This window comes from Streptomyces sp. NPDC015127, assembly GCF_043080095.1.
In the GTDB taxonomy this organism is placed as follows: Bacteria; Actinomycetota; Actinomycetes; order Streptomycetales; family Streptomycetaceae; genus Streptomyces.
The window spans coordinates 1-14,269 of sequence record NZ_JBIBVE010000048.1 but is presented as its reverse complement, the minus strand read 5'-3'; the positions used below and the strand labels follow the sequence as shown (position 1 = coordinate 14,269).

General features: G+C 65.8%; 11 protein-coding genes and 2 pseudogenes. 3 read left to right on the top strand and 10 right to left on the bottom strand.

The features are described from left to right. Positions 1-334 precede the first annotated feature (334 nt). Entirely contained in the window at positions 335-814 is a 480-nt protein-coding gene (locus tag ACF08N_RS36820; protein WP_392329082.1) for a hypothetical protein, read from the top strand. A 70-nt stretch (positions 815-884) separates the two neighbouring features. Continuing rightward, positions 885-1,244, top strand: a complete 360-nt coding sequence (locus tag ACF08N_RS36815; RefSeq protein ID WP_392329081.1) for a hypothetical protein — start codon at positions 885-887, stop codon at positions 1,242-1,244. A gap of 6 nt (positions 1,245-1,250) precedes the next feature. Here ACF08N_RS36815 and ACF08N_RS36810 read toward each other — a convergent pair whose 3' ends face one another. The 4 genes and pseudogenes from ACF08N_RS36810 to istA all read right to left on the bottom strand — a co-directional run. Next, complete coding sequence (locus ACF08N_RS36810) at positions 1,251-1,499, bottom strand: DUF6225 family protein (protein WP_392329080.1); 249 nt, start codon at positions 1,497-1,499, stop codon at positions 1,251-1,253. 61 nt (positions 1,500-1,560) lie between these two features. Then, positions 1,561-2,961: an IS21-like element helper ATPase IstB gene (gene istB / locus ACF08N_RS36805; protein ID WP_392329083.1), complete on the bottom strand. Its 1,401-nt coding sequence runs from the start codon at positions 2,959-2,961 to the stop codon at positions 1,561-1,563. 9 nt (positions 2,962-2,970) lie between these two features. Then, positions 2,971-3,021 (bottom strand): annotated as a pseudogene (locus ACF08N_RS36800) (hypothetical protein); the annotation flags it as partial. A 142-nt stretch (positions 3,022-3,163) separates the two neighbouring features. Then, positions 3,164-3,964, bottom strand: a pseudogene (istA, locus tag ACF08N_RS36795) (IS21 family transposase); the annotation flags it as partial. Between the two features lie 415 nt (positions 3,965-4,379). Between istA and ACF08N_RS36790 the strand changes: the two are divergent. Then, complete coding sequence (locus ACF08N_RS36790) at positions 4,380-4,613, top strand: hypothetical protein (protein WP_392329079.1); 234 nt, start codon at positions 4,380-4,382, stop codon at positions 4,611-4,613. Between the two features lie 1,142 nt (positions 4,614-5,755). On the opposite strand, the gene ACF08N_RS36785 is transcribed toward ACF08N_RS36790, so the two are convergent. From ACF08N_RS36785 to ACF08N_RS36760, 6 genes are all read right to left on the bottom strand, one after another. Then, on the bottom strand, positions 5,756-7,621 hold the full coding sequence (locus tag ACF08N_RS36785) for a GMC family oxidoreductase N-terminal domain-containing protein (RefSeq protein WP_392329078.1): 1,866 nt from the start codon (positions 7,619-7,621) through the stop codon (positions 5,756-5,758). Further along, complete coding sequence (locus ACF08N_RS36780) at positions 7,618-9,012, bottom strand: hypothetical protein (RefSeq protein WP_392329077.1); 1,395 nt, start codon at positions 9,010-9,012, stop codon at positions 7,618-7,620. Before ACF08N_RS36780 ends, ACF08N_RS36785 begins: the two co-directional genes overlap by 4 nt. After that, positions 8,999-9,718 (bottom strand): FadR/GntR family transcriptional regulator, encoded by a 720-nt coding sequence (locus ACF08N_RS36775; protein WP_392329076.1) that lies wholly within the window; start codon positions 9,716-9,718, stop codon positions 8,999-9,001. The genes ACF08N_RS36780 and ACF08N_RS36775 overlap by 14 nt, the downstream gene beginning before the upstream one ends. 214 nt (positions 9,719-9,932) lie before the next feature. Further along, entirely contained in the window at positions 9,933-12,656 is a 2,724-nt protein-coding gene (locus ACF08N_RS36770) for a LuxR C-terminal-related transcriptional regulator (RefSeq protein WP_392329075.1), read from the bottom strand. A 400-nt stretch (positions 12,657-13,056) separates the two neighbouring features. Then, entirely contained in the window at positions 13,057-13,812 is a 756-nt protein-coding gene (locus ACF08N_RS36765; protein WP_392329074.1) for an AIM24 family protein, read from the bottom strand. Positions 13,813-13,831: 19 nt separating this feature from the next. Continuing rightward, positions 13,832-14,269: AIM24 family protein (locus ACF08N_RS36760; protein WP_392329073.1), on the bottom strand; the 438-nt coding region annotated here is incomplete at its 5' end.

Sequence of the window (14,269 nt, the reverse complement as noted above, 5' to 3'; positions counted from 1 at the left end):
CGTCCGACAGTCTTAACTCGGCCTTCGGCCGCCCGGTCCGTGCCATGGAGCCAGCCTACACATCTGAACAGAATTCCTGACTCAGAAGACTAGCGTGAGTGTCACGGGCCCTTTGGTTCGCGTCCCTGACAGGCGCGAGTGGAAGGGCCCGCTCTCGTGTCGTCGAAAGGCTCGGTCGGTTCTGCGCTGTGGCCCTCGCTGTGAACCTGGGCGGCAGGGCGGCAAGTGTGATGAGTACTGGTGGCAGTGTTGGGCTCGGTCGATGACGTGCGAGTGTTCATCGGGACGGTTGTGGAATGGGCCGAGGCAGGCATGTCAGTTGCGGGGGTGTCAGATGGTCGACGAGAGCGTGATCGAAGCCGCCGTGGCCCGGTTGCGGGCGGCGGGGAGCCATGGAGACGCCGAACCTCATCCGCGAGCTGGTGAGCTCGTTCTCCCGGACGGGGCCTGCGCCCCCCACTGCATCCGTCTTTGGGCGGCTTTCGACAACTACTATCCGTTGGACGGCGGCCGCAGCACCGTGCCTATCGCTGACCGTGAGGGCGTCCTTGTGGTGGAGCCGATGAATCGTGTTCTGCGGCGGGTGTGCCTTGAGTCGATCGAGGACGAGATCGACGACGAGACCAGGGAATACCTTGAGGAGCTGATCGAGGATCTCTCCGAGGACCATCGTGGTTATGGTGCCGTGCTCGAGGACGAGCACCCGGATCCGGTCCTGTGGATCTCCGCTGCCGCAGAGGTGAGCCTCCTGTGGTATGAGCACGACGCGTTTGACCGGCGGATTCCGTTCCTCAACATGGTCGCCGGGCTGTGAACAGCTGCCTTGCCGGTCCAAGAGGCGCTGAGAGGCGGGTTGATCTGCGTGAGCTGTTTGCACTTTGACGATGAGCGGCACCGGCAGCGGATGCCCCCTCGGGTGCGGGTGTGCGGACGAGTGCTGTTTGTGGCCGGAGAAAGACGCTGTTGAGCTGGACCGACTCGGGGCCCCGAAGGTCGGCGAGCATCGGCGCGTTGTCCAGCCCGGCAGCGCGGAGACCGGCCGGATCGGCAAGGTTGTGAGCCGTTTCATGATGTGGGTCGCCGACGCGGAGGAAGTGGACGCCGAGGAGGGGGCCTGGGTGACGCTGTCGATCCCCGGGGAGGATCTCCGGGACGAGAACAGGCGGCGTAAGAAGGTGCCGCGCCCGCGGGAGTGGTTCGGTCCTGTCGGCTCGACCGCGGAGGCGGACACGCCCCCAGGCTGAGATCCGTCAGTCCTCCGTTTCGTCATCTCGCAAGCGGCAGAGCAGGGTGAATTCATCGCTGGTCGGTGCGATGCGCGGAGCGACGGCCTGGCTCAGGAGGCTTCCCTCCACCACTACGTACGCCTCGGCCTCTCCCGGCTCGTACTCGGCCAGAAGAACCAGCGGGGTCTCGTCGGGAATGTCAGTCAGTGCCCGTCGGAGCTGGCCGACGTTCCATGCCTCTCCTTCGAAGGAGGGGACTCCACCTGAGTGCATATTCGGTCCTTGTCGATCTTGAGCTCCGCTCTTGAGGCGAAACTGTATTCGATCTGCTCGGTCACGGCTTCGGTCCGCTGCCGCCGCCGGCCGTGCTCTGGTAGCGGTAGGACTCGGTTCCGGTCTGGATCAAAGTGGCGCGGAAGGTGATCCGGTCGGCGATGGCCGCGCAGAGCCTCGGGTTGCCGAAGATCTTGTCCCACTCCGCGAACGGGGAGTTGGTCGCGACCGCAGTCGCCTTGCGTTCCTCCCGCTCGGTAAAGATCTGAAACAGCAGTTTGGCGCCCTTGCGGTCCAGGTTGAGGTAGCCGAATTCATCCAGACAAAGAAGATCGACCTTGCTGTAGCGGGCGATCACGGACGACAGCCGCCGTCCCGCGTCGGCCTCGGCGAGCTCGTTCACCAGCGCGCTGGTGGTGGTGTAGCGGACCGACAGCCCGGCCTCCGCGACCGCAGTGCCGATCCCGATGAGGAGATGGGACTTGCCGGAGTCGCCGATGAGAACCAGCGGGCGGCCCTCGCGGACCCAACCCGGCGACCTCAGGGCAGCGACGACCTCCGGAGTGACGTTCGGGTTGCGGGTGAAGTCGAAGTCCTCCAGCCGCTTCGGGCGCGGGAACTTCGCCAATTGCACGAGCCGCTGCTGGCGGCGGACGTCCCGGTCGGCGAACTCGACCTGCAGCAGATCCAGCAGGAACTGCTTGTAGCTGGCCTGCTCGTGCCGGGCGGTCGCGGCGAGCTCGACGAACCGCTCCCGGAACGCGGGCAGCCTCAGGTCGCGGCAGGCGTCGTCGATGAGCATGTCCTCAGGGTCGCCGGGCAGGGGCATCCGCCGCGGCGGCACCTGCTCGTCCGTGACGGTGCTCTGCTGAGGTGTCATGCTCCGTGGCCCTTCCTCGTGGTAGTCTTCGGTTTCCCGGTCGGCGCCAGAAGCGTACTTGCTCATGTCCGGCAGCGAGATCCTGGTATCCGCGGGCAGGCGGCGCGCGGACAGCGAGATCACCTGAGCGCCCCCGTCCAGGCACGCGTTCTCCGACCTGGGCTCGGTGTCGGTGCCGTCCTCATCCAGGCCGAGTGAGGGTTCAAGGTCCTCGGAGTCGGTGTCCTCCATCGCCTTGCGGGCCTCGATCGCGACCAGATCGGTGCTGACGGAGCCGATCCGCAGGCACGTCTCCATCCCGGCGGCCAGAGCCTCGGCCGGCAACTGCCGGTGCAGGAGCAGGACCTCGATCAGCATCCGGGTGCCCTCACGGTCCCCGGCCTTGCGCTTGGCCGCGGCCCAGAACGCCTCGTGGACCTTCGTGAACCTCGCCCTCCGCCCTCGCCTGGGCGAGCGCAGACGCACCGCGAACGCACCGGGCTTGACCAGCAGAATCTCCAGGTAGTGGTCCAGGATGTCGTGGTAGGTGTAGCGCCTGGTCAGCCGGGGATGGCGGGCGACGACCTGGCGGCCGTCGAACACCCACAGCTCGTTGGCCCGTAGCTTGACGCGGACCTTCCGCCCGATGAACTTCGCCGGCACTGAGTAGTAGCACTGCCGCACCGTGATCCGGCCGTTGCGGGGCGACCACCGGCGTCAGGTCGATACCGCAGTCGTAGGCGTCCTGCGGCAGCGGCCGCAGCAGTGCGCGTTCCTGCTCGAAGTCGAACCCGATCGATGTCGGCCGCCCATGGACATGGCGGGCGTACTCGGCCAGGTCAATCGCCGCCAGCCGCTCGTTCAGCTCCGCCAGCGACTCCACCTGCGGAGGCGGCACCAGATGCTTCCTGCGGAACCGGCCGCCCTCATGCTCGACCCCACCCTTCTCGTGGGCACCGTCCTCGCCCGGAGTGCAGTAGAACGCCCAGAACGAGTACCAGGACTTGAACGCCGCCCAGCGCGCTGACTCGGTGCGCGACCGCCCGAACAACACCTGCTTCACCGCGGGCTTGAGGTTGTCGTAGCGGATGTGCATGCTCGGAACCCCGCCGAGCACCTCTAACGCCTCGACATGTCCTTCCATGAAGGCTTCCTGCGAAGCCGTGGCGAACACGCGGTGCACCGCCTTGCCGGAGTACGACAGCCGCAACGTGAAAAGAACGCACTGGCGCCGTTGTCCGGCCAGGTCAAGCCACACGTCCGCGAAGTCGACCTCCGCCTCTTCGCCCGGCTGTTTGGCCTGCGGCACCATCCCGTCCAGCATCCGCCGGCCCTGCCGCAGCTCCGCCGTAATTTCAGGGCGCCGCTTCTTGACGTACTCCCACACCGTGGTGTGCCGGGCCAGCTCGAAGTCGTGCTCCGCCGCCAGGCGTTCCATGATCCGGACGATGGTGTGCCGTTGCTTCGGCGGGGCATCCAGGTCCTCGCGCAGCATGGCGTCGATGAAGCCCTTCACCGGCTCCAGCACGCTCGGCCGCGGAGGTGGCTTCTTCCGCTTCGCCGGCACCGGTGACACCAACGCCTTCGCGACCGTGTTCCGCGACACCCGGAACCGCGCGGCCAATTCCCGCCCCGACACCGACGGATCCTCCCGACGGGCCTGACGGATCTTCTCGAAGAGCCACTCACGCGACCTGTACACCCAGCGGTCTCCTGACACGACCGTGAAACAACATGCACAGCGTGGACGGCCGAATGGCCCAGCACCTGCATTACGCCAACAGCGGCATGCCACACACGATCACACCAGGTGGCTCTCAATCCCACCGGAACTCGGCTGGCTCCCGAAACCGGCGGAACAGTGGCTCCCTTTTACCCCGACAAACACAGACGGTGAAGCACCTGCACCGCGCGGTCGCATCTCGAGCGCTTCCCGGGCGTGGTGGCCTCTTGGGGAGCGGCCAGAGGGGTCGGTGAACGCGTGCGGTGCGGCACGTCGTGTTCAGCGAGATGGTGGAGGGATGGCAGCGTTGATCGTGGTGAGCGAGCCGTCCGGGATGGGTGGTCGGCAGGTGAGCGTCATGCGCCGGGGCCGGGAGGAGTGTCTAGGGAGGGCGTTCTCGGATCACGACGTGATCGTGTTTCTGGAGGCGGCGGGGCTGAGCGATCCGGATGAGGTGCTGGACGACCCGCGCTGGGTCCAGTGGAACGGCGGCCGCGCCTGGAGTGTGCCTACCGCTGACGGCTGGGATTGATGAGAGCGGATGGGGGCTCTGGCCCGAGGCTGGTCCAGAACCCCCTGGACCGCGTCTCTGTGGTGACAAGGGTGCACTTCACGCGTCCGTCAGCTGTAACGAGCAGCTAGGCCCGGCGTCACGGCGCACTCATCTCCGCGCACGCTGGTGCGGGTCGTCTGCATCAGCCAGCCACGTATGCCTGTGACGCACGTTGGCCGGTGACCTGTACGATCCCGCTGGCTGGAGCAGGCTGCGCGGCGTGCCCGTCGGTCTGGTGGAGTGCGGACGACGTGGATGCCATGCGGATCCCGGGCATGCGAGCGCGACCATGACAGGGCATGGGCGGCGGGGCCATGCCCCCCAGTCGCAGCCCCGGCCTCTATGGTGAACCTCCCGGTCGGCGGCTGCCGCGTCCCTGAGACGCCCACACAGCCACCAGCCGGGACGCCCGCGCCCTGACAGGCGGATTACCGAACGACGCAGTCCGGAGGTCCCGTGGCCTGTCAGGCAGTGCGCGCGGTGGTCTGCCGCCGCTGCCTCACGGAACCATCCCTGCCAAGGGCACCGCGGCGGGCTCCACGGCCGAGCCGGGAAGGGAGGGCGAACAAGTCCAGGGCCTGATGCCATGACGTGCGGTGCATCTGCGCGGCCAGGTCCTCAGCCGCTTCCCGCGCCAAGGCCGACGTGCCATGGTCTTCCCTATGCGGGAGCAGGACTAGCCACGCCCCCTCATCCCCGGGTGTGAAGAACGCCAGATGGACACGCCAGTGCGGGCGTTGGGCTAGGAACAGCAGGCCACGACCTGCGAACACCGTCCGGGTGTAGAACGTCTCGACCAGCGCGCGATGAAAGAACGGGTTGCCCGCCCGGTACGCGGCGAGCCGCACATGTGCCAGATCATCTAGCGGGAACGGCTGCTGCGCGCGCAAGGAACCTCGCATCGGTAACGGACGGCGATGCCGCCTCGATCTTGCTTTTCTCACACCCACCCCAACGCATGTCGGCCGTTCCGGGTGCCCGCTCCGGTAAGTTGATGCCGGGTTTGCGTCGCTAGTGGACGAGCAGTGATGGTCGCCACACTTGAGGACAGAACCGCCGCATGACCCGCTGGAGGTGAACACAGACGACAGCCCCGAACGGCTCCGCAGCGAGCGGCCTCGTTAGGCGCCGTGTCTCGCAAGATAGGTCCCGGTTATGGCTAGTGCAGCTGCCATGATGCTTAGTTGCGGGTTCACTTCCGGGCAGCTGGGAAGCACGGAGCCGTCGACGATCAGTACCCCATGGATGCCGCGCAGCTGGCCGTCATGACCAGCTGGTGCGATCTGGGTATCCGCTCCAGCTGCGACTGTCCCGGTCGGATGAAATGCCGATACGTGCATCTGCCGGGCTGTGACCCTGCTGAGTATCTGTTCCAGTTCCTCGCGGGTACGGGCCCGGGGCGCTGCCGGGATGCCTGTAAGCACCTCGCGGGCGCCTGCGGTGAAGAGTAACTGGCCCATGGCACGTACGGCCCGCAGCAGGCGGCTGGCGTCGCGCGGATCGAGGTCGTAGCGCAGCAGAGTCCGGTCCCGGCCCAGAACGCGCCCTGACGGGCGATCGGCGATCATGGCTCCGAGGGTCGCCAGATGGCCGGACTGCTCCAGTTCACGGCGCAGTTCGCGTCCTAGCCCTGGCAAGATGAAAGAATTCATACCAGGTGGCGGAGCGGTTGCTTCGATCAAGATGCCGTCCTGGTGCAGTTCCTCGACGCCGACGCTCTGCAGAACACCCTCCCATGGAGTGACGGGCTGCTCGAAGCGACCCGCAACGCTGGTCGCTGGGTGCACGCTCAGGTTTCGGCCGACGCCGGGATGTCCGCCGAGGCCGGAACGGCGCAGCAACGGCGGAGACTGCAGTGCGCCTGCGGCGACGACTACCAGCGGGCTGAGGATCTCCAGTTCAGTGCCGTCGGGGCGTCTGGCGAGAACCCCGCTGGCCCTTGGCCCTCCGGGCGTGTCCGGGTCCGTGAGGAGGCGCATGGCGCGGGCGCTGGTAACGATACGGGCTCCTGCGGCACTGGCTTCGGGCAGTACGGAGAGCTGGACGCTCTGTTTGGATCCCGTGGGACATCCCACGATGCACTGACAAGAACCCTTGCATCCTGGGGCGTTGCGTCGCAGAGGGGCAGCGGCCCAGCCAAGCTTTTCGGCAGCTGCAAGGGTGAGCAATCCGTTGTTGCCCAGGACATCGAGTGGCTGGGTCGCGACGCGCAGTGTGCGTTCGACCTCATCAAGGTGCGGGTCGAGATCTGCTGCCGGCTCGAAGCCAAATCGCTTGCTCCACCGGGACAGAACATGTTGAGGAGTGCGGTAGCAGGTACCTGAGTTGACCACTGTGGTGCCACCTACCGCTCGGCCTGCTGGCATGATGATTGGTGGGTTGCCTATGGCAATCGTTGCCCCACCATCGCGGTACATCTCAGCAAAACGGTCCAGGGGTGCTCGACGCCCGAAGGATGCCGTGGTGTGGTGCTCACCTTCTTCGAGTATCACCACGTGCAGCCCGGCTTGGGCCAGGGTTCTGGCTGCCATGGCACCGCCGGCACCGGAGCCGACGACGACTACGTCGGCGGTAGAGCGGGAGGGCCAGTCCTGCGCCGGGGTGCAGTCCAAGGGAGGATCGTTCGGCGGCGCTAAGGAGCCTGTCCGCTGGGTCTGGTGGAGCATCCGCTCGGTGCCTGCCGCCAGTTGCAGAGGCACCTTGACGGCGTCCAGGAGCTGCGCCAGTGAGCTGCGGGTGGTCAGTGAAACGATAACCGCCTCGCGCTCGTCAGTGCCGAGAGCGTGGAGTCGTTTTCCAGTGCGTGCGGCTGCGTACACGTCAATTGCTGCGGCTGCGCTCAGCACGGCAATCCGTGCGGGGGTGGGCATCGACGCAAGCATCGCTTCGAGCCGTCGAGGTACGGCCTTGGGCCACGCTGCTGTTCCATCGTCCGCGAGCAGTGCTGCGGCCATACCTTCGAGGCTTGCCTTCTGTGTACCGTTCATCGGTCGCCTACTTCGGCGTGGGCGGTTCCAGAGAGCTTCCATTCGGCTTCTGGCCTCCACTTTCCCCACCATCGCTCCAGGCGGATTACGGCGTCGGCTGTTTCACTGTTGCTGCATGTGGCAGAGGAGCCGTCGGGGTCGCTGTAGTTGAGTGTCAGCGTCCGGTCTTCTGGCTGCGTCACGGTTACATGTATGCGGCGTAGTCCTGCGCAGCCTTGGACGGTCCACTGCGGCAGGCCGATTCGGGCCCGGAAGCGGCCGAGTCCTGCCCAGCCGACGGCAGTGCGTTCGGCGCGCCGGGGCCAAGTGCGTCCGTCCCTTCTCAGCCGAAGGAAGACCAGCGGGGGCAGTCTGTTCAGTCCTGGCCTCTTGGAGACAGCGGCGACGATTTCCAGTACGTTGCCGTCTCCCAGGTTGGCGTGCAGCCAGGCCCACCGGCGTGCGTTACCGTGGCCGTAGATTCGGGCGCTTGCACCTGGGGCTTGGTCCAGGGTGAGGTTCTGGTCTCCGTGGCGAATCGTGCCGCTGTATGCGGCTTGGGCTGCTGGCAGGATCTGCGCGGCTGGCAGGAGAGGGCGTTGCCAGGACCAGCGGGGGAAGGTGTAGAGCGGCTCGTCTTGCGACTCTTCGGTGAGTTTCCAGGCGAAGTCTCCTGCGGATCCAGCGAGCTGGCCGGGAAAGGCAGATACGTCTTTGGCTGAGAATCCATCTGGGGCGCCCCGCCATGGTTCGGGGCCGAAGCGTGCGTGCTTGACTGGTCCGTCTTTGGGGAAGAGGGCGGCCCAGCCGTGGGCGAAGGCTTGAGAGCCGTCGGTTGGCGTGACGATTTCGTGGTGCAGCCATACTCCGCTGCCGGTTGCCGGGTCGGTCATGGTGGTGTACCAGACCTCGGTACGGCCTGGCGTGCCGTTCCAGCGCGGTGCCAGAAGGTGCTTGCTTCCGCTTCGTGAGGGGAACCGGAAGCTTGCGAGGAAGGGAAGCAGGCCGGTGATCACTGGGAAGCGCAGGGTTCCGCGTCCTAATGGCTGCTTGCCGTCTTCATACAGCGTGTACGGCAGGACGGTCATCGAGCTGAGCGGACGCTTGGGTGTTACGGATTTCCACCCGTCGAACGTGACTCGGCGGCCTTCCAAAATGAAGGCGAGCTGGTAGCGGATTCTGCGGCGGGCAAGTGGGGAGATCTCCATCTGGCCTTCGACCGCCTGATTGCCCTGCCCCGCGATCGTGATCTGCCCACTGAGTGTCGCTTGTGTGGTGCGATGCGGCAGCAGCACCTTGTGGGCATGAACCTGCAGATCGAGGCGGACCGGGCGGTCCCGGTTTTCGCCCATGAGACGCACGCTTCCCAGCATCGTCTCCGCGAAGGCTGTGCCACGCTCACTCACTGGCATCTCCCCGATTCTTAAGGCCCTCGATCATGATCCGTTCGGTTGCGCTCAGGTACTCTCCCGCTGCAGCATGCGCCGCCAGCGCGTCGCCAGCCGCCACGGCTTCCACGACTGGAGCCAGCCGATCACGGGCGGCCCTGGCGTCCGCAAAGGGTTCCACCAGAGCAGAGCGCACGGGCAGATAGGCGTTGAAGAGGGTGTTGGTCAGCAGGACGTAGACGCGGTTGCCCGTAGCCCGGGCCAGCGCGCGGTGCACCTCGATATCTGCCAGTTGTGCGCCGTCGCCGCCCTCTGCATCCCCGATGGCACACAGCAGCTGACGCAGCTCGGTCACCTGGGCGCCGGTGGCCTGCATTGCAGCACGCTGCGCGATCAGTGCGCCAATACTGCGGCGGACTTCAAAGATTTCGCTGACCCAGTCAGGACTGTGCTGCACCAGCATCGGCAGCAAATCCGCTCCCCCCAGCCTCGTGAAGTCGCGGACACGCGTTCCCACGCCGTGCCGGGTCTCCAGAAGCCCAGCCTGGGCCAGACGGCCGAAGGCGTGCTTGAGAGTGGTGCGGGTGACCCCGTAGCCGCTTGCAAGTTCCCTCTCGGGGGGAAGGTAACCGCCGGCTGGATGCCGGCCTGCCAGGATGTCCTCGCGCAGGCGGTACTCCAGAACGTCAACAACCGTCTCACGCGGCAAGGGCTCCATGTAGTCCTCCAAGGCAACTCCAGCGGTTCAGTGGATGAGCCACTGAACCGCCGTAATGCTTCGAGGTCAAGCCCTTCCCGTGCTGGAAGGCCAATCCGCAGGCACCAAATCGCCACGGAACCGCATCTTGCCTGCGTCGGCAACGCCCTTGAGGTGTTTCATATGCGCGAGCCCGCCCGGCCGCTGTCGTGGCTGCACGGGCCGCTTCCGCCGCGCCCCCCAGCCCTCAGCGTCTGGGGGATCCGGGAGGTGCCGAGGGGTTCCGGTTGCCTGTCGCGGCCAGGACGAGAGCCAACTCTCTCCGGGAAGCAACGCCCAGTTTCGAGTAGATACGCTGCAAGTGGTTGTCCACCGTGCGAGTCGAGAGAATGAGCTGCTCGGCGATCTCCCTGCTCGAAAGCCCCTGTACGGCCTTGTCGGCTATTTCGGCTTCCCTTGACGTCAGGGGTGCTGGCAGCGCGTTCGTGCCGAGGAGCGGTGTCGTTGCCCCCTGGCATCTCCGCATCCAGTTCTGGGCAGTCACCAAGGCGCCGGTCGCCCGGCGGGGTTGGCCGGCGCGGCGGTAGCCTGCTGCGGCCATCGTTGCGGCCTCCGCGGCAAGCAGATACAGGCCAGTCTCTGCGCATCGGTCTGCGGCAGCCAGCATGAGTTCAGGGTTCTCGCTGACAGCCGCACTCGCCCACTGAGACCTCGCCTGGTAGAGAGGGCTGTCCGCAGCTCCTGCGATTTCCCCCAAGCGGTCGCGCACCCGTTCGAAGGCTCCCAGGCGCGCCACTTCGGTGAGCAACCAGGCCTCACTGGCCAGCTGCCCTGTAGACCGGCTGAGGCTGGCTGCCTGGATGAGTTCTTCCTGCGCCTCGGGAATTCTTCCCTGAGATACCAGCAGCCAGGCGAGACCTATTTTATCCTCGCCCGCCAAGTAGTCCTGCGGCGTCCCGACTGCGGTTGCGGCGGCAGCGGCAGGAGTCAGCTCCCTCGCGCCCGACTGGACCTCCGCTGCGGTCAAGTAGGAGGAAGCCAGGCTCAAGACACGCGGGTAGCGGTAGTGGCGAGCCACCGCGAGGGCTTCGACAAGGTACCGGCGGGCTTCAGCAACATCACCGGCAACTAGGCTGCAGCGGCCCAAGTTGAGGCAGAGCCAGATCTGCGGCTGGAGGGCTTTCATCTCGACGGCGTCATGCAAGGCTCGCTCACCGACACGGCGCGCACGAGCAAGCTGGCCGGCCTCAGTGAGTGCAACAAGCAAGGGAATCACCTGGGCGCTTGCGGGCATCGAAGGGCCGGAGGGCTCCTCGAGCTCGTCCAATTCCTGGTGCTCCTCATAAGAGCGGAAGCCAGCTTCAACGCCTAGTGCTGTCTGCCCGGTCAGCCCGTAGCCGAGCGTTGTCATGGACTGGCCCCATAGCCTTACTCGGGGGACCTCCACGTTCCTGACGTCCCGCAGGAGCTCCAGTCCCAGCTGCGGCCGGCCGGAGGTGGTGAGGATCGCTGCCTCGTTGACCTGCAGGACGCGCAGCGCTCCTTCCGTGCCGACCTTCTCTTTGGCCTCCTCGTTCACTGCCAGCGCTCGCGCCGCGGATCCGAAGCCATACAGCAGGTTCTGGGTCCGCTCCATGGCTACGGCAAGGACCTGTCCGTCATCTTCAGCGAGTGCGTGGGCGCTGGCGAAGTACTTCTCTGCATCAGCCCAATGCCCCAGTTGATGCAGGGCTTCCGCCAGCAGTTGTTGGAGATGCGCATTCGCTTCTATCCCGGCAGCAGCTGAAAGCAACGACACCACACGGTTCCAATCGTGGGCATGCCGGGCGAGAAGTGCGGCTGGGACTAGGACATCGGTGTCCGCAACGCCGTCCGCGTCCAGCTGCCACGTGGCAATGCGGAGAGCATCGTTGCGGCGGCGGGTGCCATGCGAACGCACCCTGGAAACCTGGCCGTGTAGAATACTACGGCGCTCCGCCCGGGACAACTCAGCACGAATTGCTTCCCCGTAGAGCGGATGGGGCAGGGTGGCGGACAGGCGTCGCACGTCGAGCGAGGTGTTGAGCAGCCCGCTCTCTTCGAGCGCACTCAGGTCTGCTGGCGTTATGTTGGATGCTAGCGCCTCGAATTCCAGCGGCTCGCACAACGCGAGCATTTGCAGCACTTCCAGCTGGCTCTCGTTTAGCCCGGAAAGTCGGGAAGTTAGGAGGTCGGACAACTGGGACGTACTCGAAAGACCTCCGGGTAGCTGCCATACCCCGTCCTCAGAGATCAGACTTCCGTTTCTGAGCGCATCGTCAATGAGCTCTTTCATAAATAGCCAGTTCCCGCCGGATACTTCTGCAATCTTACGGGCCGCGCCGCGCTCAACCTGCGAGCCGAGTATGCGCTCGAGCGAGTCTTTCGCCTGCTCTGGAGACAACTCCTCCAATGTTACTTTTTGCGTTCGGTCGCCACGGTCGAACGAGGCTACGGCAGGCGGCCATTCCAGTCCGGACCTCACTGTGCCGATCACGAACACCACATTCGCGTCGAGGAGCTGGCTTAGCAGTACTGCTGAAGTTGTGTCCAGTAGGTGCAAGTCGTCAACCAGCAGCACCGTGCGTGCACGCTGATGACTGCTCGCCCTCTTGGACTGCGCAGCTTGCGAGCGCTTCGAGAACGACTGGAGCGCCTCCTGGAAGAGAACCACAGGATCGACACTGGTCACATCAGACGCTAGTAGGTGGCCAAGGGCGCTAAGAGGGACATGCGCCGCCGCAGCGGTGGCTTTCACCCGCTCACAGGGAATCCCCTGTGAGGCGGCATGGGCTAGCAGTTCTTCTGCCAGACGAGTCTTACCGACCCCGGCCTTGCCGAAGATCAGCAACGCGTCACGGTCCACATCCTGCAGCGAGGCTTGTGCATTCTGCAGTTCCGTCTCACGGCCTGTGAATGGCCATGAGGGCTGACGCATATGAGAAATGACCATGTGGCTGTCACATCCCTGAGGCTCGCGAGCCCAACTAGAGGGCGGTCGGTTACAGCCTAGGCCGCAGATCGGCACTTGGCCGCACTAGCGGCAGTCATCCCGAACGTGCCGCCATCCGGTCCGTCACCAGCAGTGCTTGCGTAGCCCATGCGCAAACGCGCGCTTTGAGCCGTATTTCTGGCCCTACCCGCGCCTATCGCGCCAGGCCCTGTGCGTTCGCTCACCTCTCCGGAAGAAGCTTTGCACACGCACAGTAAGCATGCAGCAGCACCCCGCATTGTTTCCGTTCCTCGCCAAGGCGCGGAGGGTCAACACGGCCGACTCGGCTTGTGGGGCGCTCCGGCACTGCTGGCGGGCACGGCGCTTACAGTCCGTACCTGCTGCGCCGAACCGCCGGCGTTCAGTTCCAGGCGTTGTTCTGGTTCTGCGCGTGGGAGCCGTGCTGGCCCACGCCGTACTGGGCGCGAAGACCCTGCCCGAGGTCCGCGTTCTGCGGGGGCATGACCTCGCTGGGCTGGACGAGGGCGAAGCCCTGGCCGAGGAAGCTCAGCTCCCAGCCCTCCCCGGTGTTGCCGCGCCGGCGGCGCACGTTGGAGGAGTGCGTCTGCGCCTGCATCTGCACCCGCAGCCCGGAGGACCAGGCCACGATGGCGTCGGCGTCCACGTTCACGTACTTGTCCGGCGTCACCATCATCATCAGGGGCTGACCCGACGTCATCAGCGCGACCTTGCCGCGGCCCGAGATGTTGAGCTGGTACTTGCCGGATCCGGAGATGCCGTACTGGCTGTCCACCGCGATGACCTCGGTGTGCAGCGCGGAGTCGAGCGCCAGCACATAGGCGCTGTCGACGGTCATGCCCTCCTGGTCCACATCGACCACGTGGACGTACTGGGCGAGGTTGGCGAGGTAGACGGTGCCCTGGCCCGAGCAGCGCATCAGGTCGAGACCCTCACCGGTTTTGGCGCGGGCCCTGCGCTGGCTGCTCGTCTGGTACTCGCCGTCGAAGTCGATCAGCCCCTGGTAGGCGACCATCGCGCCCTTGCGGGCGAGGACGTCGTCGTGGCCGGTCAGGCTGACCCGCAGCAGCTGCGGGTTCTGCACGACGTACCGGTCCTGGGACTGCTGCTCGGCGTAGCCGAAAAGCGGACTCTGCATGGTGTGTTCTCGCTCCCCCTCAGCCCCGGATCCGCAGGCGGTCGGTGCTGTCCTCACTCGGCTGTACGACGACGATGCCCTGGCCCGAGAAGGCCATCTGGTACGCCTCTCCGCTGCCCCGCCCGATGAGCGAGGAGGCCTTGAAGCTGCGCTTGCCCTTCACCTTGAGGTTCGGGGACCAGGCGACGAGGGCGTCCGGGTCGACGTACGTCTCGTCCTCGCCACGGCCGCAGTCGACGACGATGGGCGTGCCGCGGGAGGTGAGGGCGACCCAGCCGGTGCCCGCGACCTCCACGTTCCACAGGCCCTGGCCCGCGAACTTGGCGAGGCCCTTGACCTTCTCGACGCCCCACTGGAGATGCGCGTCGAAGGCCAGGAGGTTGGTGCCGTTGACCGAGAGCGAGTCGTTGTTGAGGTTGATCACGACGACGTCCGCGCCGTAGTCGGCGAGGTAGAG